21 protein-coding genes and 1 pseudogene are annotated in these 21,547 nt (G+C 70.1%); 16 read left to right on the plus strand and 6 right to left on the minus strand.

Going from position 1 to position 21,547, the window contains the following annotated elements:
- Window positions 1–26 precede the first annotated feature (26 nt).
- The 3 genes from AC1DNC_RS01490 (at window position 27) to AC1DNC_RS01500 (ending at window position 2,632) form a co-directional block, all read left to right on the plus strand.
- Window positions 27–737, plus strand: a complete 711-nt coding sequence (locus AC1DNC_RS01490) for a hypothetical protein (RefSeq protein WP_476860795.1) — start codon at window positions 27–29, stop codon at window positions 735–737.
- Between the two features lie 155 nt (window positions 738–892).
- A complete protein-coding gene (locus AC1DNC_RS01495; protein WP_476860796.1) occupies window positions 893–1,324 on the plus strand; it encodes a LexA family protein in 432 nt (143 codons plus the stop codon).
- 18 nt (window positions 1,325–1,342) lie between these two features.
- Window positions 1,343–2,632: a Y-family DNA polymerase gene (locus AC1DNC_RS01500; RefSeq protein WP_476860797.1), complete on the plus strand. Its 1,290-nt coding sequence runs from the start codon at window positions 1,343–1,345 to the stop codon at window positions 2,630–2,632.
- A 14-nt stretch (window positions 2,633–2,646) separates the two neighbouring features.
- Here AC1DNC_RS01500 and AC1DNC_RS01505 read toward each other — a convergent pair whose 3' ends face one another.
- Complete coding sequence (locus AC1DNC_RS01505; RefSeq protein ID WP_476860798.1) at window positions 2,647–3,504, minus strand: AfsR/SARP family transcriptional regulator; 858 nt, start codon at window positions 3,502–3,504, stop codon at window positions 2,647–2,649.
- Between the two features lie 387 nt (window positions 3,505–3,891).
- Window positions 3,892–4,284, minus strand: a complete 393-nt coding sequence (locus AC1DNC_RS01510; protein WP_476860971.1) for a hypothetical protein — start codon at window positions 4,282–4,284, stop codon at window positions 3,892–3,894.
- On the opposite strand from AC1DNC_RS01510, the gene AC1DNC_RS01515 reads away from it, so the two are divergent.
- The 4 genes and pseudogenes from AC1DNC_RS01515 to AC1DNC_RS01530 all read left to right on the plus strand — a co-directional run bounded on the left by AC1DNC_RS01515 (window position 4,244) and on the right by AC1DNC_RS01530 (window position 6,745).
- Window positions 4,244–4,450, plus strand: a complete 207-nt coding sequence (locus AC1DNC_RS01515) for a cupredoxin domain-containing protein (RefSeq protein ID WP_476860799.1) — start codon at window positions 4,244–4,246, stop codon at window positions 4,448–4,450. The genes AC1DNC_RS01510 and AC1DNC_RS01515 overlap by 41 nt on opposite strands.
- Window positions 4,447–4,911, plus strand: a complete 465-nt coding sequence (locus tag AC1DNC_RS01520) for a hypothetical protein (RefSeq protein WP_476860800.1) — start codon at window positions 4,447–4,449, stop codon at window positions 4,909–4,911. The genes AC1DNC_RS01515 and AC1DNC_RS01520 overlap by 4 nt, the downstream gene beginning before the upstream one ends.
- Before the next feature lie 33 nt (window positions 4,912–4,944).
- On the plus strand, window positions 4,945–5,694 hold the full coding sequence (locus tag AC1DNC_RS01525; protein WP_476860961.1) for a CDP-alcohol phosphatidyltransferase family protein: 750 nt from the start codon (window positions 4,945–4,947) through the stop codon (window positions 5,692–5,694).
- Between the two features lie 23 nt (window positions 5,695–5,717).
- Window positions 5,718–6,745: pseudogene (locus tag AC1DNC_RS01530) on the plus strand (isopenicillin N synthase family dioxygenase).
- A gap of 10 nt (window positions 6,746–6,755) precedes the next feature.
- On the opposite strand, the gene ligD reads toward AC1DNC_RS01530, so the two are convergent.
- Genes ligD through AC1DNC_RS01545 form a run of 3 tightly spaced genes read right to left on the minus strand, consistent with a single transcriptional unit; the run spans window position 6,756 to window position 11,656 of the window.
- Entirely contained in the window at window positions 6,756–7,778 is a 1,023-nt protein-coding gene (gene ligD / locus AC1DNC_RS01535) for a non-homologous end-joining DNA ligase (RefSeq protein ID WP_476860801.1), read from the minus strand.
- 51 nt (window positions 7,779–7,829) lie between these two features.
- A complete protein-coding gene (locus AC1DNC_RS01540; protein ID WP_476860802.1) occupies window positions 7,830–10,373 on the minus strand; it encodes a cation-translocating P-type ATPase in 2,544 nt (847 codons plus the stop codon).
- Window positions 10,373–11,656, minus strand: coding sequence for a class I SAM-dependent methyltransferase (locus tag AC1DNC_RS01545; RefSeq protein WP_476860803.1), 1,284 nt, complete (start codon window positions 11,654–11,656; stop codon window positions 10,373–10,375). Before AC1DNC_RS01545 ends, AC1DNC_RS01540 begins: the two co-directional genes overlap by 1 nt.
- A 166-nt stretch (window positions 11,657–11,822) precedes the next feature.
- Between AC1DNC_RS01545 and AC1DNC_RS01550 the strand changes: the two genes are divergently transcribed.
- From AC1DNC_RS01550 to AC1DNC_RS01565, 4 genes are all read left to right on the plus strand, one after another.
- Entirely contained in the window at window positions 11,823–12,173 is a 351-nt protein-coding gene (locus tag AC1DNC_RS01550) for a hypothetical protein (protein ID WP_476860804.1), read from the plus strand.
- The gene (locus tag AC1DNC_RS01555; protein ID WP_476860805.1) at window positions 12,160–12,852 is read left to right on the plus strand and encodes an alpha/beta hydrolase family protein; all 693 of its coding nucleotides are present in this window, start codon (window positions 12,160–12,162) and stop codon (window positions 12,850–12,852) included. The genes AC1DNC_RS01550 and AC1DNC_RS01555 overlap by 14 nt, the downstream gene beginning before the upstream one ends.
- Window positions 12,849–13,784 carry an amidohydrolase family protein gene (locus AC1DNC_RS01560; RefSeq protein ID WP_476860806.1) on the plus strand — a complete coding sequence of 312 codons (936 nt, stop codon included), beginning with the start codon at window positions 12,849–12,851 and terminating at the stop codon, window positions 13,782–13,784. Before AC1DNC_RS01555 ends, AC1DNC_RS01560 begins: the two co-directional genes overlap by 4 nt.
- Before the next feature lie 73 nt (window positions 13,785–13,857).
- A complete protein-coding gene (locus AC1DNC_RS01565) occupies window positions 13,858–14,079 on the plus strand; it encodes a hypothetical protein (protein ID WP_476860807.1) in 222 nt (73 codons plus the stop codon).
- Window positions 14,080–14,113: 34 nt separating this feature from the next.
- On the opposite strand, the gene hrpB is transcribed toward AC1DNC_RS01565, so the two are convergent.
- The gene (gene hrpB / locus AC1DNC_RS01570) at window positions 14,114–16,807 is read right to left on the minus strand and encodes an ATP-dependent helicase HrpB (protein ID WP_476860808.1); all 2,694 of its coding nucleotides are present in this window, start codon (window positions 16,805–16,807) and stop codon (window positions 14,114–14,116) included.
- 54 nt (window positions 16,808–16,861) lie between these two features.
- On the opposite strand from hrpB, the gene AC1DNC_RS01575 reads away from it, so the two are divergent.
- The 5 genes from AC1DNC_RS01575 to AC1DNC_RS01595 all read left to right on the plus strand — a co-directional run bounded on the left by AC1DNC_RS01575 (window position 16,862) and on the right by AC1DNC_RS01595 (window position 21,453).
- Window positions 16,862–17,128, plus strand: coding sequence for a hypothetical protein (locus tag AC1DNC_RS01575; RefSeq protein WP_476860809.1), 267 nt, complete (start codon window positions 16,862–16,864; stop codon window positions 17,126–17,128).
- A 238-nt stretch (window positions 17,129–17,366) separates the two neighbouring features.
- On the plus strand, window positions 17,367–18,410 hold the full coding sequence (locus AC1DNC_RS01580) for an NAD(P)-dependent alcohol dehydrogenase (RefSeq protein WP_476860810.1): 1,044 nt from the start codon (window positions 17,367–17,369) through the stop codon (window positions 18,408–18,410).
- A 353-nt stretch (window positions 18,411–18,763) separates the two neighbouring features.
- Window positions 18,764–19,804 carry a class I SAM-dependent methyltransferase gene (locus tag AC1DNC_RS01585; protein ID WP_476860811.1) on the plus strand — a complete coding sequence of 347 codons (1,041 nt, stop codon included), beginning with the start codon at window positions 18,764–18,766 and terminating at the stop codon, window positions 19,802–19,804.
- Window positions 19,805–19,960: 156 nt separating this feature from the next.
- A complete protein-coding gene (locus AC1DNC_RS01590) occupies window positions 19,961–20,464 on the plus strand; it encodes an N-acetyltransferase family protein (RefSeq protein ID WP_476860812.1) in 504 nt (167 codons plus the stop codon).
- Between the two features lie 53 nt (window positions 20,465–20,517).
- Entirely contained in the window at window positions 20,518–21,453 is a 936-nt protein-coding gene (locus AC1DNC_RS01595) for a prenyltransferase/squalene oxidase repeat-containing protein (protein WP_476860813.1), read from the plus strand.
- The last annotated feature ends 94 nt before the right edge of the window (window positions 21,454–21,547 follow it).

Below are 21,547 nucleotides of genomic sequence, written 5' to 3' on the forward strand. Positions count from 1 at the left end.
TACATTTCCAGGTTCATAATCGAGGCATGAGACTGACTGGAGTTCTCCCCGAGGACGCACCGGACCCTCGTGTTCAGCAGGCTGAACAGCTGAGACTCATGCCCGTCCCCGTGATGGGCCTCATGCCCCAGCCGTCGCTGGAAGACACGGACACTGTTTCTCTGGCCTACAGCCAGGACGATCGTGGATACAGCGAAATGACGGCGGGCGTCACCTACACAGTCTGGCGGAACCCGGCAGACCGCTCGGATCCGATAAACCTCGCGGACCTCGACGAGCGCACGCGGAAGGCGATCGAGAATGTTCCGCCATGGCCGCGACCCGCGTGGCTGGTCGCGCAGGTGGAGCGAATGCGGTACCCGCAGTTGTGGGACGCCGTGCGAACCAGCTGGCACCGTGATTCCTCCGAGCGCTCTTCGGTCCGCAGGCTGCTGGTCGACCACGTCAACCACATCCTCATGAATCAGTACCGGCCGGAGCCCGGATTGAACGGCAGTCCGTGGGATCGGGCCGCACCCGCAGTGGGCGACCGGATGGTCAATGGCCGGGTACGTGTCCTCGTCAACGGGGTGGAAATACCCGGCGTCGAAGTCGACACGGGCCCGTTCGTATACGGCATCGGCGCCGAACTGCCAGGCGCAGGCGTCGTGACCGCCGCGCTTCCGCGCTCCGAACTCAACCACATCCAGATCCAGTTCAGCACCAGGAGCCGACCGACCGGATGGAGTCAGAAATGATGCGCAGAAACTCATTCGCGCTGGCTGCGGGACCGCCGTTAAGTGGTTGCGCGCGGCGAAATGGGTATCCGCACTCCTGAATGGCACTGCCCGGTCAAATGTCGGCCCCCGGGGCTACACTTTAACTCGAACATATATTCGAAAAAAGGTGTGTTGTGGGCGTAATCGTTGGGCCTCGCGTGATAGACGCTGGCACTTCCCTCCTCTCGGTGCTGATCTCGCCGGTTCCGGTCGCCGCCGGCTATCCGTCGCCGGCGCAGGATTACTTCGACGGACGGATCGACCTCAACGAGCACCTGATCAAGGACATCACCAGCACCTACGTCGTCAGGGTGTCCGGGGACTCCATGGAGGGCGCCGGCATCAGCGACGGCGACGAGCTGATCGTCAACCGTGCCCTGGAGCCCCGCGACGGATGCGTCGTCGTCGCCGTCCTCGACGGCGAACTCACCGTCAAGCGCCTGCGCGTCACCGCAGCCGGCGTGGTCCTGCAGGCGGACAACCCGCGCTACCCCGACATCAGGGTTCCGGCCCTCTCCGACCTGGTCATCTGGGGCGTCGCCACCCGGTGCCTGCACCATGTCTGAGCCCCCGGTATGAGCCCCATGCCCGAGACCCGGCCCGGCGGCAGCATCGCCCTCGTGGATGTGAACTGCTTCTACGCCAGCGCCGAACGCGCGTTCGACCCCTCCTTGGAAGGCCGGCCGGTGGTGGTGCTATCCAACAACGACGGCTGCGCCGTCACCCGATCCCCCGAGGCGAAGGCGCTCGGCATCCCGCTTGGCGAACCGTGGTTCAAGCTCGCCCCACGCGCCAAGGAGTGGGGGCTCGTGGCCAGGTCGAGCAACTACGAGCTCTACGGCGACGTCAGCGCCCGGGTGATGGAACTCCTGGGCCGGTATTCGGCGTGGCTGGAGGTCTACAGCATTGACGAGGCCTTCCTGGGCGTGCGCGGCGACCCGGAAGAACTGCTGCGGCTGGGGCAGGCAATGAAGACGGCGGTTCGCCGGAATGTCGGCGTCCCGGTCTGCGTCGGCATCGCCGGGACCAAGACCCTGGCGAAACTGGCCAACAAGTGGGCCAAACACAACCCCGCCTTCGACGGCGTCTGTCACTGGGATTCGGTACCCGCCAACCTGCAGGAGCAGCTCATGGCCGGCCTGTCCGTCATCGAACTCTGGGGCGTCTCGACACGACTGACCAAACGGCTGAACGCGCTGGGGATCCATAGCGTGCTCGACCTGGCCCGGGCGGACCCGGTCCGGATCAGGGACCGCTTCTCGGTGGTGCTGATGCGCACCGTTCTGGAATTGCAGGGCACGCCCTGCATTCCGCTTGAGGAGGAGCGCGTCGGCCGGGACCAGCTCATCTTCAGCCGCTCCTTCGCCACCCCGATCAGCACCGCGGCCGGAATGCGCCAGGTCCTGGGCATCTACGCGCAACAGGCCAGCGCCAGGCTCGCACGGCACGGCCTGCAAGCCAAGGTCTTGACCGCGTTCGCCGCAACGTCCTACTACAACCCCCGAGACAGTTCACACCCCTCGGTGTCTGCAGCGCTCCCGATGCCGACCGCTGATCCGGTCCTGCTGGCCAGGGCGGCCTACGCCCTGCTCCCCCGGGTCGTCGACGGCGTCAAGTACGCGAAGGCCGGCATCATGGTCACCGACCTGCGCCCGACAGCCAGCCAGGCGCCGCTGGCCGTGTTTGAGAACCCGCATGAAGAACACGGCATCGGGCCGCTGCTGGAGGAGGTCAGCCGCAAATACGGCCGGGGCTCCATCGGCCTGGGTCACGCGGGGATCCGCGGCGGCCCCGACTGGACGATGAAACGCGACATGCTGTCCCCGCGCTACACGACCCACTGGGACGAACTTCCCGTGGTGAGGGCCGCCTGAGCACGGCCTGAAGCTCAGCCCGTGGTCCGGGCCGTTTGCAGGAAGGAGTCCAGGATCCTCCCGGCGTTCTCGCGGAGCCGGTCATCAACCGCGGGACCCTGGGGGCCGGCCGCGTGCAGCCTGTCCCAGAGCAAGAGAAGGGCCCCCAGCACTTCGGAGAGGCCCGTATCCGCCTCGGCGCGCCTCCGCAGCAGCCGGAGGTGAGCCGCTTGGAGGGCCGGCCCCGGCGGGCAGGCAAGGTCGCGGTCGAAAAGGCGGCGGCACCGGTCATAGGCGGACAACCCCTGCACCGGCAGGCCGGCAAGTTCGTACGCCGTCACCAGGCCGGTCCACGCCCGCTCGTTAAGCGGTTCCAGACGGATGGCTGACTGGGCCCAGCGGATCGCCTCGTCGTGGCGTCCCAGGAAGGCCGCGGCCTCGGCGGCGGAGATCATGGCTGCCACGCGCTCGGCCGCGTGGCGGGCGCGGGCCGCATCTGCCCAGTCGGCGTCGAGCTCGAAGCCGAGGAGCGGATCGGCCGAGAGCTCCAGGGCCTCAACCAGGAACAAATAGGCCTTGGCGGGCGCTGCCAGGTCCGCGGCGCGCAACAGGTCGCGGAAACGCGAAAGGTCCAAATCCACGAGTGCGGGATCCAACACGTATCCGCTGTTCGCGGTCCGGAGCGGCCCCGTCTTGGTATGTCCCGGCTGGATTGCCCGGCGAATGCCGCTGACATAGCTCTCCAGCGTGGCCACGGCCCCGTCGCTGGCGCATGGCCCCCAGAGGATTTCGATCAGCCGGGTTTTCGAGACCGGAGTACCCAGATTGAGCAGGAGGATTTCCAGAATGTGCCGCGGCTTGCAGCCGCCCAGATCCGCGGCCGTGAGTGCCACGCCCTCGCGGCGAATTTCCAGGGATCCAAACAGCTGAACCGCTATGGATGGCGCTGCCGCCGGCAAGTTGTGCACGATGCTCTCCGATCCCCAGGCCCCGTTGCAAATCGCGTTGATCAATGACATGCCACTTCCCGCAGCCACCGTGACACGGCGGCCTAGAGACAACAAGCGAGGGTAACTACCCGATTTTTCCGGAGGCGAAAAGTCGGGTACGGGGCGCCCGCGTATCGAGTACGCAGGCCCGAGGAAATCCGGGTAGCCGGCAGTTTGGCCAAGTAGCTTCCGGAGCGGAGCAGGGCTCTGACGAGTAGCTATGGGGCCCCACCCGCGTCCTTCGCGCCGGCCCATTGTTCGGGTTCGTAGGCCTTCCGGACGCGCCGGGGTTCAGGCAAAATACCCGGCTTGCGCTCCGGCGCCATGTGCCCGGAACGGGCGCAGAATTGAGTCAGGAAGCTTTCCTTCCAGCGTTGCCTCAAGGTCAAGAGGGTGCGTCATGAACACCGGGAATGCACATGTCACGTTGCTGCTCGCAGCGGTCCTGCTGGGTGCCGCGGGATGCGCGCCGGGTGGGCAGACCGGGTCGCCGCCGGCGGCCACAGCTCCGGCGAGCGCCTCCGCGAGCGCGAGCATGCCGATGGGATCCGGCGGTCGGCCCGGCAGTTCGACGCCGGCCACTCCGGCGCCGGCCAGTTCGACGGCGGCGATCACCGTACGCGACTTTGCGTACGGTACGCCGGTGGTAGTCGCCGCCGGGGCGCAGGTGAGCGTGACGAACATGGACAGCGCCGAGCACACGGTGACCTCAGACGACGGCTCCGCGTTCGACGTCGACGTCAAGGGCGGCGGCGGCACCGCCACGTTCACCGCGCCGTCACAGCCGGGGACGTATCCCTTCCACTGCACCTTCCACCCCGGCATGCACGGAACGTTGACGGTCAAGTGAACCCCCGCGGCGGCTCACCCGGACGGGGCCCGGACCTGGCCCTGCGGGCATTGACGGCCTTGGCCCTGCTGATCGACGCCGGTGTCCACATCCATCTGGCGCCCGGCTACCAGGCCGGGTCCCCGCAAGGGGTCGGCCAGGGCACCTTGTTCCTGCTCGAATCCGCGGCGGCGGCGCTCGCGGCGCTGGCGGTGCTGCTGCGCGGCAGCACGGCCTCCTACGTTTTCGCCTTCCTCGTGGCGCTCAGCGCCTTCGGTGCCGTCATGTTCTACCGCTACGTGAACCTCCCCGCCTTCGGACCGTTCCCGGCGATGTACGAGCCCGTCTGGTATTTCGAGAAGACCGTCAGCGCCATTGCGGAGGGTGCCGGTGCGGCGCTGGCCGGGCTCGGCGTGGTCCGCACCCGGCGCGCCCGGCAGCGCCTGCCGGGCGGCCCGGGGACCGGCCGCCTCCGTGCCTGACCGGGGCGTTGTTAGCATGGGGTCGAGGTGAGCATGCCGAACAGATATCCCCGCCGGGCGGCGGTAGACGTCACGGCTGCCGGGGCCGCCTACCTGGGGGCCGGCGGCTGGCTCGCGTCGCTCGCCTCCCCCGGCGCGGCCGCGGGGTCCCTGGCCGTAGGCGCCGGCGCACTAGTACTGGGCCGAACAGCCGGCTCCATTTTGCTGCGGGAGTCCCGCGTGTGCACGCCCGCTGACCGGGTCACCCTGGTCCGTGCCGTGCTGGTGGCGTGCTGCGCGGCGCTGACGGCCGCGGGACTCCTTGGCCGGCAACTGCCCGCCGCGCTCCTCGTCGTCCTGGGTGCCTTTGCCTTCGCGCTCGACGCCGTGGACGGTCCGGTGGCGAGGCGCACCGGGACCGCGTCCGCAGCGGGAGCGCGGCTGGACACCGAGACGGACGCCGCGCTGACCCTGGTGCTGTCCTGCGCGGCTGCGGCGGCCTTCGGGCCGTGGGTGCTGCTGATCGGACTCATGTACTACGTCTTTGCCGCCGCCGGCTGGCTCCGTCCGGCCCTCAAGAAGGACCTCCCCGCCTCGCCCGTCCGGAAGGCCATCGGCGCGCTTCAACCTCTCGCCCTGCTCCTGGCCCTGACGCCGGCCATACCTTCAGTGGCGGGCACGACGGCGCTCCTCGGCGCCCTCGCGCTCCTGCTCTTCTCGTTCGGCCGTGACACCGCCGCGCTGGAGCGGCTGCACCGCTCCGATCGGGTTGGCGCTGGTGCGGCGGACGCCTTCAATCGCTGAACTCCCGGTGCTACGTTGCAAAGATGGACACCCGAACCGAATCAATCCCGGTCCTGGACCTGGGTGGGGCGAGAAACATCGACGGTTCATTCAACCCCGGCTTCCTTGCCGAACTCCGCGACGCCAGCCACCGGGTGGGCTCTTTCCAGCTGGTCGGCCACGGCGCCACGGCCGAGCAGGTTGGCGAGCTGTTCGGGCTCACACGCCGGTTTTTCGATCTCCCGGAAGCGGACCGGTTCGCCCTGGACAACCGGAAATCCCCGCATTTCCGCGGCTACACCCGGCTGGGGCACAAGGCGACGCGGGGGCGCCCGGACGTGCGGGAACAGCTGGACTTTGGCCCCGAACGGCCCGCCCTGAGCGGCTACCCGGCGGAGCAGCCATACTGGCTCATCCAGGGGCCCAATCTCTGGCCGGATGAGCCCCTCCCGGAACTGCGCAGCGCGGCCATGGCCTGGGCCGAACGCATGTGCGTCGTGGGCGCGGAGGTGCTGCGCGCCATCGCGGTGTCGCTGGAACTTCCGGAGGACTACTTCGATGCAGCCTTCGAAGGCACACCGGCGTGGATGGCCAGGCTCACCCACGACGTCGGCGGCGTAGTCCAGGCAGCCGGCGACCAAGGGGTCGGCGCGCACGCGGACTACGGGTTCGTGACCCTCCTGCTGCAGGACCGGGCGGGCGGTCTGGAAGTCCGGCCGCCCGGCAGCAAGGACTGGATCCCGGTGGCGCCCATCGAGGGGCCCTGGTGGTAAACCTCGGCGAAATGCTTGAGGTGGCGACCCAGGGGTATCTTTCGGCTACGATCCACAGGGTGCAGGCGCCACCACCCGGCGTCGACCGTTACACCGTTCCGTTCTTCTGGTCGCCCCGGCTGGACGCCGTGATTGAGCCGGTCCCGCTTCCCCCGGCGCTCGCGGCCCAGTCCCGCGGCCTTTCGGACGATCCCGAGAACCCCATGCTCGCCTCCTACGGGGCGAACGTCTTCAAAGGCTGGCTCCACGCCCACCCCGAGGTGGCCCGGCTGCACCACCCCGAACTCCTCCAGGAATAACGGGCAGACCCTAGTCCTTGCTCTTGGCCCGGCTGGGCTGCACCCGCGGCGGTTCGCCCGGCATCTTCGGGAAGTCCGGTGGGAACGGAAGCTCGCCGAGGCCAGCGGCCTGGTCCCGTTCCCACCATTCAAGCAGCGCCGCTATGGACCCGGGGCTCGAATGCATGTCCGCCCAGGGGTCACCCGTGGCCTTGAGCCGGCCGGGGACGGTGGCGACGGTGAAGTCGCCCGGGTCGGCGCCGTCGAGCTCCTCCCACTCCAGCGGGCAGGACACGGTGGCGGCGGGCAGTGCGCGCGGGCTGTAGGCCCCCGCCATGGTGCGGTCACGGTTGGCCTGATTGAAGTCGATGAAGACCCGGGCGCCGCGTTCCTCCTTCCACCACGCGGTGGTCACCTGCTCCGGCATCTGCCGCTCGAGTTCGCGCGCGGCGGCGATCACGGCGTGCCGCACATCGAGGAACTCGTGTGCGGGCTCGATCGGCGCGAAGACGTGCAGTCCGCGGTTGCCCGAGGTCTTGATGAAGGCACTCAGCCCCGCTTCGGCCAGTACCTTGCGCAGTTCCTGGGCCGCGGGCACGGCATCCCGGAAGCCAGTGCCGGGCTGCGGATCAAGGTCGATCCGCAGTTGGTCCGGGTTGTCCGGGTTCGCAGCCCGCGAGGCCCAGGGGTGGAAGACCACGGTGTTCATCTGCACCGCCCACACCGCGGCGGCTATCTCATCGATCACCAGCTGCGGATGGGAGCGGCCGCTCGGATAGACCACGTCCACGGCCCGCACATAGTCCGGGGCGCCCTTGGGCGGGTTTTTCGAAAAGAACTGTTCGCCGTCGACGTCGCCGGAGAACCGCTGGAGCGTGATGGGACGGCCCCCGTTGGCGGCCAGGAAGGCGTCCCCGACGGCGATCATGTAATGGGCCAGGTCCAGCTTGCTCAAACCCGCGTCAGGCCACAGCAGCCTGCTGGGACTTGAGATCCGGATTTCCCTGCTGCCTTCGGGTCCCGCAACGGAGACCGTGGTTTCTTCCCTCGCCATGAGCACAAGCTACCCCGGGCCGCCGTCCAGCAAAAGGAGACGGCGGAAGCATCAGGGATGCCGGACGGTCTTGTAGATCTCGAACCAGGCCACGCCGGCGGCACCGGCCACGACCGCCAGCAGCCAGTCCCCCGGCGCCAGCGGCCCCAGGTCGAAGGCGCCGCGCAGCCCCGGAACGCTCAGCAGCACCACCAGGAACAGGGCGGCGCCGCCGACCACCCACTTCAGGGTCCGGTTCCGGCGCTCGCGGAACGTCCGCCAGACCGGCAGCCGCCAGGACCGGTTCACCAGGATCAGCGACAGGTTGCCGATGACGAGGGTGGCGAAGGCGAGCGAACGGACGACGTCGTCCGCCTTTCCGCTGCCGATGCTCCAGAGGTAGACGCAGACCACGGCAGCCAGCACGGAAAGCCCCTGGCAGGCGGCAATGACCAGGACCCGTCGGCCGAAGATGCCTTGGCCGGCCCGGCGCGGAGGCTGGTCCATGATGGCCGGGTCGATTTCCTCCGCTTCGAAAACCACGGAACAGGCCGGGTCGATGATGAGTTCCAGGAACGCGATCTGGACCGGCAGCAGCACCAGCGGCCACTCACTGACGAAGACCGGCAGCAGGGACATGCCGACGATCGGGACGTGGACGGCGATGGTGTACGCCAGGGCCTTGCGGAGGTTGTCGAAGATGCCGCGGCCCTGGCGGATGCCGCCGGCGATGGAGCTGAAATCGTCGTCGGTGATGACCAGGTCGGCGGATTCGCGGGCGACGTCGGTGCCGCGCGCGCCCATGGCGATGCCGATATCCGCCGCGCGCAGGGCGGGCGCGTCGTTGACGCCGTCGCCGGTCATGCCGACCACCTCGCCGTTGACCTTGAGGGCGCGGATCAGCCGGAGTTTCTGCTCCGGCACCATCCGCGCGAACACGCTGACGGTCCGGATGCGCCGGGCCAGCTCTTCATCCGCCATGGCCTCGAGTTCGGGGCCGGTGATGACGCCGGCGCCGTGGTCCAGGCCGATCTCGCGGGCGATCGCCAGGGCCGTCCCGGGGTAGTCCCCCGTGATCATGACGGTTCGGACCCCTGCCCGCGCACAGGCCGCCACGGCGTCGGCCGCGCCGGGCCGCAGCGGGTCGTGCAGACCCACCAGGCCCAGATACTCAAAGTCGAAGTCGCGCTGGAGCTCCGGCAGGCTTCCGGCCCGGTCGAACGAGGCCCGCGCCACGGCGAGGACCCGTTGGCCGCCCGTGGTTGCCGCCTCCACTTCCATGGTCAGGGCCGCGAGCTCGGCCGTGCCCAGCCGGCACAGCCTTGCCACCGCCTCCGGGGCACCCTTGGCGGCCACAACGTAGCGGCTTCCATCCGGGGCACGCCAGACGTGCGAGAGGGCCAGCAGGCTTTCCGAGAGCGGATATTCCCGGACCAGTTCCCAGTCGGCGTGCACGTGTTCGGTGTCGCCCAGGTACTTCGCGCCGACCGCTTTGAACGCCTTGTCCATCGGATCGAAGGGATCCACCGGGGAGGCGAGGACGCCAAACTCGGCGATCGTGTGGAAGGCCTCCGGCAGCGGTCCGTCGTCGAGGGTGTAGCTCCGGGTACCGACCACCAGCTGGCGCACGGTCATGCTGTTCAGAGTCAGGGTGCCGGTTTTGTCCACACAGATGACGGTCGCCGCGCCCAGGGCTTCGATCACCGGCGAGCGCCGGGTCAGCACGTGCTTTTGCGACATCCGCCAGGCTCCCAGGGCCAGGAACACGGTCAGCACCACCGGGAACTCCTCGGGCAGCATCGCCATCGCGGTCGCGATGCCGGCCAGCAGTCCCTCGAGCCAGTTCCCCCGGCTCAGCCCGTACAGCACCACGACGACGGCGGCGGCGGCCAGGCCCAATGCCGCCACGTAGCGGACCAGCCGGTCGATTTCCCGTTGCAGCGGGGTCGGTTCCTGTTCGATCGAGCGCAGGGCCGAGCCGATCCGGCCCAGTTCCGTGCCCGCCCCCGTTGCCTTGACCAGGGCCAGCCCATGGCCCTTCACCACCAGGGTGCCGGAGAAGATCCAGGGCGTGGCGTCCCCGCCCGGCCGGCCCATGGCCTCCGCCGCGGCGCCACCCTGCGGCGCCTTGCGGACCGGGACCGACTCCCCGGTCAGCGCTGATTCGTCGGCCGCGAAGTTGCGGGCTTCCAGCAGCACCGCATCGGCCGGCACCCGGTCCCCCTCGGCGAGTACGGCAAGGTCCCCGCGCACCACCTCGCGTCCGGGGATGCGGAGCTGGTCTCCGTCGCGGACCACGAGCGCTCGCGGGGAGGACAGGTCCCGGAGGGCCGCGAGCGCGTTCTCGGTCTTGCGCTCCTGGTAGATGGAAATGCCGATCACCACGACCACGAAGGACATCAGCAGCACGCCGTCGAGGAGTTCGGCCAGGACGAAGTTCACGGTCCCGGCACCCAGCAGCAGGAGCAGCATGGGCTGGCGGATCACGGCCCAGCTCTGCTGCAGGAGGTTGCGCGGCTTCGCCGTGGGAAGCTCGTTCGGGCCGTCGGCCGCCAGCCGCCGGGCGGCCTCCGCCGAGGACAGTCCCTCCGCGATGGCGGCGGATGCCGGCGACATCAAAGCCAGGCGGTCCGGCGCAGCGGGGGTTCGGCGCCGCCGGCGCGCTGCACCAGGACCTGGTTCACGCCCGTGGTGCCGGCTTCGAATCCCAGCGCACTGGCCGCCATGTAGAGCCGCCAGACCCGGGCACGGCCCAGGCTGCTGGCCGCCACGGCTTCGTCCCAGTGGCGCTCCAGGTTCTGCACCCAGGCGCGCAGCGTCAGCGCGTAGTGCGGGCGCAGCGCCTCGACGTCGAGCACTTCCAGGCCTCCGCCTTCCAGGGCGCCGATCATCTCGGTCAGGCTGAGCATCTCCCCGTCCGGGAAGACGTAGCGCGGGATAAAGGAATCGGGATCCGGGTCGGTGGGGCCGGCGTTCCAGGAGATGGCGTGGTTCAACAGCCGGCCGCCGGGGCAAAGCAGCCCGTGCAGCCGGGAGACGTAGTGCCCGATCTGCTCGCGGCCCACATGCTCGGACATGCCGATGGAGCTGATCGCGTCGAAGGGACCGTCGTCCACGTCCCGGTAGTCCTGGATCCGGATCTCGACCCGGTCCGTCAGTCCGGCTTCCGCCACCCGTTTCCGGGCCAGTTCGGCCTGCTCGGCGGAGAGCGTGACGCCGACGACGTCGGCCCCGTAGCGTTGGGCCGCGTGGATGGCGAAGCTGCCCCAGCCGCAGCCGACGTCCAGCACCCGCATCCCGGGCCGGAGACCGAGTTTGCGGCAGACCAGATCGAGTTTTGCTTCCTGCGCCGCGTCCAGGCCCGTTTCGGGGGTATCCCAGACCGCGCAGGAGTAGACCAGGGACGGGCCGAGCACAAGGGCGTAGAACTTGTTGCCGACGTCGTAGTGGTGCGAGATGGCGGCGGCATCGCGCTTCCGGGAATGCCGCCGGCCCTTCCGCGCCACGCGGGCCTCTTCGGGGGGCGGGGCAGGGTTCGGCCCCAGCGCGCCGAGCCGCACCGCGGCCGCGGCCAGGGCTCCCAGTTCGCGGACCGTGGGCCGGCGGAACGGCCCGGGCTGGGCGAACTTCCCCGCCGAACTGAGGGCGGTGAAGCTGGCGAAGATGTCGCCGGGCGCCTCGATCTCGCCGGCGACGTACGCCCGGCTCAGGCCGAGCTGGCCGGGCGAGAAGAGGATCCGACGCAGCGCCCGGCGCGAGTGGACCACCAGCAGCGGCGCGCCCTCCGGTCCGGCTTCCGAGCCGTCCCAGGCCCGCAGCCGGAGCGGGATGTCCTCGGTACCGAGCACGATGGCCAGCGCTCCGGCCAGCCGCGGTGCGGCTCCAGCGGTAGTTGACATGACTCATTCCTCTCAGCCGGCGGCTTGTCCCAGCCCCAATCTATGGGCAACCGGGGCGCCGGAACAGGGGCCGGACGGCCCGGACGGGCGCAGTCCGGCACCGGCCGGCGGGCCGCTCTGGTGCTCGCTCTGGTGCTCGCCGCGGCCCGTGGTTAGGGTGGCTGACATGTCTGAGGCATTTACGTCCCTCGTGGACGCTTTCAAAAACGTGGGGGTGGCGCGCGCGTACGGAGCCCCCGTCCAGCTCGGCGGCGAGGAACTCATTCCGGTGGCGCTGGTGTCGTTCGGCTTCGGCGGCGGCAGCGCCCCTGCCTCGGACGAAGCCCCAGCGGGCTCCGGCGGCGGGGGCGGCGGCTTCGTGCTGCCCCTCGGCGTCTACGCCCGGAACCCGCGCGGCCGCGTCATGTTCCGGCCCAACCCGATCGCCATGCTGCTGGCCATGGCGCCGGTGGCCTGCGCCGTCGGGTTGTCACTGCGCGGGCTCGCGCGGCGCGGAATGCTTCATGGCCGCCGCTGAGCAGCCGCTGAGCATCGACGTCGAGGGCACCGCGGTGTCTGGGGTCTACTGCCGCCCCGACAACCCCGTCGCGACGCTCGTGGTGGCCCACGGCGCGGGAGCCGGAATGGAGCACCCGTTCCTGCGCGGCTTCACCGGGGCCCTGAACGACGTCGGCGTCGCAACGCTGCGGTTCAACTTCCCGTACCGCGAGGCCGGCCGGAAGTTCCCGGACCGGCCGCCGTTGGCCATCGCGGCCTGGCGGGCGGCGATGGATGCGGCGGCTGCCCGGTCCGAGGGCGAGCCGCATTGGGCTGCCGGGAAGTCCTTTGGCGGCCGGATGGCATCGATGGCCGTCGCGGAAGGCATGCCCGCGGCCGGGCTCGTGTACCTCGGCTATCCGCTGCATCCCCCGGGCAAGCCCGAGAAGCTGCGCGACGAGCACCTCTACGGGCTCACCGTGCCGATGCTGTTCCTGCAGGGCACCAGGGACACCTTCGCAACCCGCGGGCTGCTGGAGTCCGTGGTGGAGCGCATCGGCCAGGCGGCGACGCTGCAGTGGCGTGAGGGCGGGGACCATTCCTTCGCCGTGGCCGGGGCGAAGCGGGCAGCGGATGAGATCGGGGCAGATCTCGCCCCGGCAGTGGCGGAGTTCATCCGGCTGCACAGCGGGGACCTGGCTGTTAAGGATGCCAGGTGAACGGGCCGGGAGTGAGCGGCACGCCCCTCGACCGGCCGGAACCGCTGGCCGACGGCGACGTCCCGGCCTGGTGTCAGCGGCTGGGGCTGCCGGGTCTGATCGACATTCACACGCATTTCCTGCCGGAGCGGATGCTGCGGCGGGTCTGGGCGCACTTCGACGAGGCCGGACCTCTGGTGGGCAGGCCCTGGCCCATCACCTACCGCACGGACCAGGACAGCAGGCTGGCCCAGCTCCGGCAGCTGGGGGTCCGCCGCTTCACCGCACTCGCCTACGCCCACCGTCCGGGGATGGCGGCAGACCTAACGGACTTTGCCCTGGACCTCGCCGCCGCCGAGCCGGACTGCGTGCCTAGCGCCACGTTCTACCCGGAGGACGGCGTGCTGGGGCAGGTCGAATCGGCCCTTAGCCGGGGCGCGCGCGTGTTCAAGATCCACGCCCAGGTGGGCGGCTTCGACCTGCGCGAACCGGTCCTGGACCCGGTGTGGGGCCTCCTTGCCGAGGCCGCCGTCCCCGTGGTGGTGCACGTGGGCAGCGGCCCGGTCCCGCGGGCCGGGTTCACCGGGCCGGACAAGCTCGAGGGCGTGCTGCGCCGGCATCCCGGACTCACCGCCGTCGTCGCCCATCTGGGCACGCCGGAGTACGCCGAGTTCCTGGCCCTCGCGGAGAAGTATCCGCGCGTCCATCTCGACACCACGATGGCCTTTACCGACTTCTTCGAGGAAGTGGCCCCGTTTCCGGCCGGGCTGCTGCCGAGGCTCGCCGAGCTTGGGGACCGGATCGTGCTCGGCAGCGACTTCCCCAACATCCCCTACCCCTACGCGCACCAGCTTGAGTCACTCGAACGGCTCCGCGACCGGGAGCCACGGCTCGACGACGACTGGCTGCGCGCGGTCTGCTGGTCCAACGGCGAACGGCTGATCGGCAGCTGATCCGCACTGTGCCCGCAGCTGCCGCTGCAGCCGGTGGTTCCCATAACGGCTTCGAGGCTGAAAGATGGTGCCCATGAGCAAACCATATGAAGCCTCCCGGCGCGTCGAATCCGACAACCCCGAGGCAGTTGTTTCCGCCGTCCGTGAGGCCACGAGCGAACTCCGCGACGAGCTTCAGCGCGACGGGATCGAGGTCAGCTTCCAGGACCTGGCCCTGCTGGGCCATTCGGAATCCTGGGACGGCGAGGGCCAGCGCTGGGTCCACGTTGCCTGGGAGGGCGCCGAAGCCGGGTAGCGGTTTCCCCCCAAAGTGCACACTGCCGGGCCCCTCACATCCTGCTTTTGACCTTGGCCGTGGCGGGCGCGGTCCAGGGGTCCTCCGGCCAGGGGTGCTTGGGATACCGGCCTCGCATCTCCGCCCGGACCTGTGCGTAGGGCCCGGACCAGAAGGACGCCAGGTCGTCGGTGACAGCGAGCGGCCGCCGGGCGGGAGACAGCAGGTGGAACAGCACCGGAACCCGGCCATCGACCAGCCGCGGCGTCTGATCCCAGCCGAAGCACTCCTGCAGCTTGACCGCGACCACCGGCCGGCCGCCGTCGCGCTCTCCCGCTTCGGGGTAATCGATGCGGATCCGCGAGCCGCTGGGCACCTGCAGCGCCTCCGGGGCCAGCTCCCCCAGCCGGGCAGCCTCCGGCCAGGGCAGGAGCCGCCGCAGCGGTTCGGCCAGGTCGATGCCGTTCGTCGCAGCACCTGCGGCGAGGGCTTCCAGTTCCGGCGCCAGCCACTCATCCAGCCGGGCCAGCAGGGCAGGTTCGGAGACGTCCGGCCAGGGTTCGCCAAGTTCGCGGTGGAGCAGGGCCAGGCGCCGGCGCAGCGCGTCCGCCGCCGTCGACCAGCCGATCGTCTGCAGCCCCGATTGTTCCAGCGCACGGGCCACCGCGGCGCGGCCCTCCGCCGCGGACGGCCGCACCGGCGTCGAGGAGAGCACGATAGCGCCCAGCCGGCGCTCCCGGCGCGCGGTGACCCGTCCCTGGCCGAATCCTGCCTCCACCGTGTCGCTGAGCAAATGCCGCGCCGCCGACTCCGCGGCCTCCGCCGAAAGCGGCGCGGCTGACCGGATGACCGCGCCGGTCCCGGCCGCGTCCTGCCCGTCGGCGCGTGACACCTCCGCGACCGCCAGCCACTCGTGGCCGGCCAGCCGGCTGCCGCCCGGGAGCCCGGACCGGGTTCCGGATGAGAGCAGATAGCGTTCCCCGGGCCCCGGCACCCGGCGGGCCACCCGGTCCGGGAACGCGAGGGCGACAACGAATCCGGTGCCGTCCGCACCGGCCGGCCGCGCGGGGCCGGGCTGTGCGGCGTCCGCGTGCGGCCCGGACCGCCGGGCAAGGGATTCCATCCGCCGGACGTCCTCCGCCCAGCGCCGGGACCCCGGGTCGTTGCCGGAACGCAGGGCGTTCAGCAGCCCGGGCAGGTCCGCACCGGGGGCGCGCTGCCCGCCGGCGACGGCGGCGACGGCCTCCGCCGCGGCGCGGGGCCCGACGGCGGAAGCGCCATCCAGCAGGGCGCGGGCGAGCCGCGGATCCGCCGGGATCCGGGCCAGCGTTTTGCCGAGCTCCGTCGCCAGTCCGCCGGTGCCTACGGCGCCGAGCTCGCGCAGCACTTCCACGGCCTCTTCCATCGCAGCGCCGGGCGGTGCGTCCGGGAGTGCCAGCCCCCGGCCGCCGGGCGAGCCCCAGCAAGCCAGCACCAGGGCCGCTCCCGTCAGGTCGGCGACGGCGATCTCCGGAGTCTGGTGGGCCGGGGCGGCCCCGAAACTCTTCTGGTCGTAACACCGGACCACCCGTCCGGGGCCAAGCCGCGCGGCCCGTCCGGCGCGCTGTTCGGCCGAGGCACGTGAGCAGGACACGGTCACCAAGCCGGTCATGCCGCGCCCGGCGTCCCGGCGAGGTTCGCGGGAGAGTCCGGAATCAACCACCAGGCGTACCCCCGGAACCGTCAGGGAAGATTCGGCGAGCGCCGTGGAGACGATGATCCTTGCAGGGTCCCCCGGGGCGCGGCCGGACACGGCGCGGTCCTGCAGGGCGGGGCCGACCTGGCCATGCAGCTCCAGGACCTCTGCCCCCGCCAGGCTCCGCAACCTGGCCGCGACGTGGGAGACCTCCCGGGCACCCGGAACGAAAACCAGTGCGTCGATGTCCTCTCCCGCGGCGAGCGCCGCGGCATGGGCATGCGCGGCTGTGTCCGCCACGTGGTCCAGGAACGTGCGCGTCACGCCGCGGGCGTCCAGGCGGGGAACCGGTGCGGGCGCCCACTGGGTCTCCAGCGGGTGCAGCGCGGAAGGGCAGCCGACGACGGGGGCCGCGCCGCCGCCGTCGGACGCCGCGTCCCCCAGCAGGGCGGCGAAACGTGGCGCATCCAGGGTGGCGGACATGGCAACGAGCGTGAGGTCGCCGCGCAGCTGGCGGACTTCGGCGAGCATGCCGAGCAGCAGGTCTGTCTCCAGCCCGCGTTCGTGGACCTCATCGAGCACCACCGCATCGGTGCCCTCCAGCCCGGGATCCGCGAGCAGGCGGCGCAGCAGGATGCCGGGGGTGACGAATTCGATCCAAGTGCCGGGCCCGGCCTGACGGTCGCCGCGGACGGTGTAGCCGACGCGTCCGCCCAGCGGGCTGCCGTCCAGGGCGGCGAGGCGCCGGGCGGCGGAACGCGCGGCGACGCGGCGCGGCTGGGTCACCACGATCCGCGGGGCCGTGTCGGCAGCGCCGCGCAGCGCAGCGTCCTGCAGGGCAAGGTTGGCCAGCAGCGGGGGCACCAGCGTGGTCTTTCCCGTCCCCGGTGGCGCCTCGACCACCGCGGCACCGCCCGGGGATCCCGCCTCCAGGGCCTCAGCGAGCCGGCCCAGGGACCCGGCAAAGACCAGCCCGGTTCCGATGGAGCCCAGGTCGAAAGGAGGGCGGGCCGGGTTGCCCGCGGCGGGGGTGGAAGTCACGCCTCCATTGTCCCCCGCCACTGCTACTGGCATTTTGTGGACGAAACTAAGGAAGACTGGAACTCCCAATCGCAAAGGCGGAACCCATTGATCAATCTCCAGCAGGACGCTGACGGCTTCATCCGGATGAACCGGCACTTCCCCGCCAGCACCCCCGTCACCATCACCTTCGCCGACGGCTCCACCGAAGAGTTCACCGGCCAGCAACTGAATGCTGCCTACGACGCCGCGCTCGCCGAGTTCCGGGCGCAAAACAACCTGGACGCCAAGGGCTTTTCCCGGGCGCCCAGGAAGAAAGTCAATCCGGGAAACAAGATCGAGTTCGTCCGCGTCCACCCCGGCATGGCCGGCTAGCGGCACCCGCCGGCAGCGGAGCCGAAGAACGGAGCCGAAAAGGAGCCGGCGAAAAAAATCCGGCGCATCTCGGAACAATCGGCGCGGGCACGGCGTTGGCTCATACTGTGGCTCCGGGCGATACGCCCTCGGGCCACCGCGCCATCGTGGGCCAAAAGGTTCCGGGGCGCCCCCCAAACCCCGGACCGCCTCTTCCCCGCGACGACCGCGACACCGCACCGACTCTTACTGGAGAAGAATGCTTACCGTAAACGCTTACGCTGCCCCGTCCGCCACCGAGGACCTCGTCCCCACCACCATCGAGCGCCGCGACGTCGGCCCGCACGATGTCCTGATCGAGATCAAGTTCGCCGGGATCTGCCACTCGGACATCCATACCGTCCGCGGCGACTGGGGCCCGCAGTCCTACTCCCTCGCCCCCGGCCATGAGATCGCCGGAATCGTGACCGAGGTCGGCTCGGCCGTCACCAAGCACGCCGTGGGCGACCGCGTCGGCGTCGGCTGCATGGTGAACTCCTGCGGCGAGTGCGCCAACTGCCAGGCCGGCGAGGAGCAGTACTGCCTCAAGGGCAACACCGGCACCTACGGCGCCGTGGACGGCGACGGCACCATCACGCAGGGCGGCTACTCCACCCACGTCGTCGTCACCGAAGACTTCGTGGTGAGGATCCCCGAGGGCATCGAGCTCGACGTCGCCGCGCCGCTGCTGTGCGCAGGCATCACCACCTACTCGCCGCTGCGCCACTGGAACGCCGGCCCCGGCAAGAAGGTCGCCGTCGTCGGACTGGGCGGCCTCGGCCACATGGCCGTCAAGATCGCCCACGCCATGGGCGCCGAGGTCACGGTCCTTTCGCAGTCGCTGAAGAAGCAGGAAGACGGCCTGCGCCTCGGCGCGGACCACTACTTCGCCACGAGCGACGAGAACACCTTCACCGAGCTCGCCGGCAGCTTCGACCTGATCATCAACACGGTCAGCGCCTCGATCGACATCAGCTCCTACCTGCAGTTGCTGAGCCTCGACGGCACCATGGTGAACGTCGGCGCCCCGGCCGAACCGCTGCCCGTGAACGCGTTCGCCCTGATCGGCGGCCGCCGCTCCTTCGCCGGTTCCATGATCGGCGGCATCCGCCAGACCCAGGAGATGCTGGACTTCTGTGCCGAACACCACCTCGGCGCCGAGATCGAGGTCATCCCGGCCGAGAAGATCAACGAAGCCTACGAGCGTGTACTCGCCTCCGACGTGCGCTACCGTTTCGTGATCGACACCGCGACCCTGAGCTAACTCGCACGGCGGTTTCGCGCAGCGGTTCCGCGCAGCGGTTCCGCGCAGCGGTTCCGGACGTCGGTTCCGCAGAGCCGTTCCGCGCGGCGGTTCCGGACGAACGACCCGCAAACGGTCCGGCGCTACGGGGATTCCCGTAGCGCCGGGCTGTTTCCGTAGCGCCGGACCGTTTCCGTCGCGGAAACCGCCGCCCCGGCAGCGCTTCAGCCTGCGCTCTCCGGACGCCCGGCCCGCCACCCCTTGCCGGTTACGGCCCGTGGGAGGAGGATGTCGGGCACACCAGGGAGGCCCGCCATGATCCAGCTCGGCAAGGTTGAGAGACTCCGCGACGCACTCGCCGGCATGTACGTCTGATGGTCCTTCGCGGAACGCACGACGGCCCGCCACCGGCCCCGCCTCGGGAACCGAGACAGGGGCCTGCGGCGGCGGCCCTCTTCCGCCTGGTCCAGCTGGCGCTCCTCCCGGTCGCGGTAGCCGGCTATCTGTGGGCACTGCCCCGGCTGCTGCTGTACAGCCGTCGGGCCGGGGTCTCGGCCACCCTGCTGGCGTCGCTCTATACGCGTTTCATGCAGCACCGGCTCGGCACCAGGGCCGACGAGCCGGCCAGTCGGCTCATGATGGCGATGCCCAATGTGTCCCGGACCGGCTTCGGCTTGGTGGCCTGCCCGACGATCGCCGGCCACCGGGCGACCGGCTATGTTCCCCGGATCTACCGGTACCCCTACGAGGGTGAGGCTCCGTTGAGCCATCAGGACTCCGCGCGGACAAGCTTCTTCGATGCTGCCCTCCGACGGCATCTTCCCGGCGTCGACCAGCTGGTCATCCTCGGTGCGGGCTTCGACACGCGCGCCTTCCGGCTCAACGGAGCCGAGCAGGTGCGCTGCTTCGAGGTAGACAAGCCCAGGACCCAGGCCTTCAGGCTCGGCATGCTGAACCGGGCGGGGCTGCCAACGCAGCAGGCAAGCTACGTGGCTGCCGACCTTCGGGCGGAGGATTGGTGGAACAAGCTCGTGGCTGCCGGTTTCGACCCGGACCGGCCGGCATTCTTCCTCTGGGAAGCTGTCACCATGTACTTGGACCGAGGCTCCGTCGAGTCGACACTCCGCCGGATTGCCGGCGCGGCTCCCGGCAGCGTGGTCAGCTTCGACTATTTCGCCGCCCAGACCCTTGCGTCCCGCTCGCCCTACATGCGCTACGCCCGTGCCGCCACAGCCTTTGCAGGCGAACCCCTCGACTTCGGAATCGACAACACTCCCCCGGCACGGGATCGTGCCGGGGAATTTCTCCGGCCCTTCGGCCTGGCCGTGGAGGAACACCGAAATTTCGGCAAAGAGAGCCGACGGCGGGGCGCGCCGGCCGGCTTCGTCACCGCCGTCGTCGGCCAAGCAGAGTGACCCCCGGCCGGCAATGAACTGTTCACTTATCCCAGGCCTTCCGGACGTCTGGATATCACCAGCCGGAAATGCGGCTGCAATAAAGCGGGGTCAAGCTGGAAGGGATACCCGCAGGGTGTCCCGTTATAAGAGGTCGCTAGAGAGAGCAGGGCCGCCGTGAATCCCTTGATCATCCTGACCGGTCCCACCGGCGCCCCCGACGGCACCCGACCAGGCACCGCGATACGGCCGATCCAGGCCACCGACCTGCCAGGCCTCTCCCTTATGTACCGGGAGGCGTACGCGGACAGCCTGCCGCAGCCGGCGGACCGCGAGGTCGGCTGGATCGACGCCCTGATCGATGGAGCCCGCGGGCGGCACCTTGCCGAGGCGTCGGCGGTAAAAGCAGCACCCGACGGGCAACTCGCGGCCGCCATTATCGTCACCGAGCCCGTGCCCGGCAGTGATGTCGACTGGGACAGCGAGATCGCCGAACTGTTCACGCATCCCGACCACCGCCGGCAGGGCCTCGCCGAGGAACTGCTGGCCCACTGCCTGAACGCCCTGCACAAGCTGGGCCGCAACCGGGTGGCGGTCACGGTGGACAGCGGCAATTCGGCCGCGCTGGCGCTCTACCTGTCCCGCGATTTCCGGCGGTTGTCCGACGACGACGGCGAGTGACGGCGCAGCCGGGCTCCTTCCCCGGCCGAGGCCGGTGATGCTAGCTTGTCCGGATGGACGTCCTGGACTGGCTGCTCGACTCCGACCCCGCGCTCCGCTGGCAGGTCCTGCGCGACCTCACGAACGCGTCCGCGGAGGAGGTGCGTGCGGAGCGCGCCCGCGTCTCCGACTCCGGCTGGGGCGCCCGCCTGCTCCGGCTGCAGGGCTCCGACGGACAGTGGGACGGCGGCACCTACTTTCCGTCGGCCTTCGATAATTCCGAACCGGGCCAGCCCTGGACCGCGACCACCTACAGCCTGCTTTTGCTCCGCGAGTTCGGTCTAGACCCCGGCAGCGAGCCGGCACGCACCGCCGTCGGCCGGGTCAGGGAGTGCAGCCGCTGGGAAGAGGGCGGCCAGCCTTTCTTCGAGGGCGAGGTGGAGCCCTGCATCAACGGGATGGCCGTCGCGCTCGGGGCCTATTTCGGCGCGAACGTCGACGACATCGTCTCGCGACTGCTGGCTGAACAACTCGACGACGGCGGCTGGAATTGCGAGGCGGAGCGGGGTTCCACCCGTTCCTCGTTCGACACCACCATCAACGTGCTGGAGGGGCTGCTGGAGTACGGCCGATCGGGTGGCCGGTCCCCTGACGTGGCCGCGGCACGGCAGCGCGGCGAGGAGTACCTGCTGGAGCGGGGCCTGCTGCGGCGCAAGAGCACCGGGGAACTGATCGATCCCGCGTGGCTGCAGTTCTCCTACCCGGTGCGCTGGCACTACGACGTGCTCCGCGGCTTGGACTATTTCCGGGCCGCCGGCGCCGCTCCGGACGAGAGGACCGCGGAGGCCCTGGCGCTGGTGGAGTCCAAGCGGCAGCCTGACGGAACCTGGCAGCTGGAGAACAGCCATCCGGGCCGGATCCACTTCCCGCTGGACGAGGGCGACGGCCGCCCAAGCCGTTGGAACACGCTGCGGGCCCGGCGGGTCCTGGACTGGGCCGCGCGCGCCTAAGATGTTTGTAACTTCGATGGAAATATGGCTAAATTTGCCTGTAGGTATCGAAGGTTTTTGGGGGAATCATGAACAAGGCGCAACGACGCGCGCA

Source organism: Arthrobacter sp. 01N442 (assembly GCF_056399345.1).

What these genes read in the sequence shown, in the direction of transcription:
- AC1DNC_RS01490 (WP_476860795.1), top strand. Translation starts at nt 27, where the DNA reads ATGAGACTGACTGGAGTTCTCCCCGAGGACGCACCGGACCCTCGTGTT.
- AC1DNC_RS01500 (WP_476860797.1), top strand. Translation starts at nt 1,343, where the DNA reads ATGCCCGAGACCCGGCCCGGCGGCAGCATCGCCCTCGTGGATGTGAAC.
- AC1DNC_RS01510 (WP_476860971.1), bottom strand. Translation starts at nt 4,284, where the DNA reads ATGTTCGTCACGCTCACCTGCGCCCCGGCGGCGACTACCACCGGCGTA.
- AC1DNC_RS01525 (WP_476860961.1), top strand. Translation starts at nt 4,945, where the DNA reads ATGCCGAACAGATATCCCCGCCGGGCGGCGGTAGACGTCACGGCTGCC.
- ligD (WP_476860801.1), bottom strand. Translation starts at nt 7,778, where the DNA reads ATGGCGAGGGAAGAAACCACGGTCTCCGTTGCGGGACCCGAAGGCAGC.
- AC1DNC_RS01540 (WP_476860802.1), bottom strand. Translation starts at nt 10,373, where the DNA reads ATGTCGCCGGCATCCGCCGCCATCGCGGAGGGACTGTCCTCGGCGGAG.
- AC1DNC_RS01545 (WP_476860803.1), bottom strand. Translation starts at nt 11,656, where the DNA reads ATGTCAACTACCGCTGGAGCCGCACCGCGGCTGGCCGGAGCGCTGGCC.
- AC1DNC_RS01550 (WP_476860804.1), top strand. Translation starts at nt 11,823, where the DNA reads ATGTCTGAGGCATTTACGTCCCTCGTGGACGCTTTCAAAAACGTGGGG.
- AC1DNC_RS01555 (WP_476860805.1), top strand. Translation starts at nt 12,160, where the DNA reads ATGGCCGCCGCTGAGCAGCCGCTGAGCATCGACGTCGAGGGCACCGCG.
- AC1DNC_RS01565 (WP_476860807.1), top strand. Translation starts at nt 13,858, where the DNA reads ATGAGCAAACCATATGAAGCCTCCCGGCGCGTCGAATCCGACAACCCC.
- hrpB (WP_476860808.1), bottom strand. Translation starts at nt 16,807, where the DNA reads ATGCCAGTAGCAGTGGCGGGGGACAATGGAGGCGTGACTTCCACCCCC.
- AC1DNC_RS01580 (WP_476860810.1), top strand. Translation starts at nt 17,367, where the DNA reads ATGCTTACCGTAAACGCTTACGCTGCCCCGTCCGCCACCGAGGACCTC.
- AC1DNC_RS01585 (WP_476860811.1), top strand. Translation starts at nt 18,764, where the DNA reads ATGGTCCTTCGCGGAACGCACGACGGCCCGCCACCGGCCCCGCCTCGG.
- AC1DNC_RS01595 (WP_476860813.1), top strand. Translation starts at nt 20,518, where the DNA reads ATGGACGTCCTGGACTGGCTGCTCGACTCCGACCCCGCGCTCCGCTGG.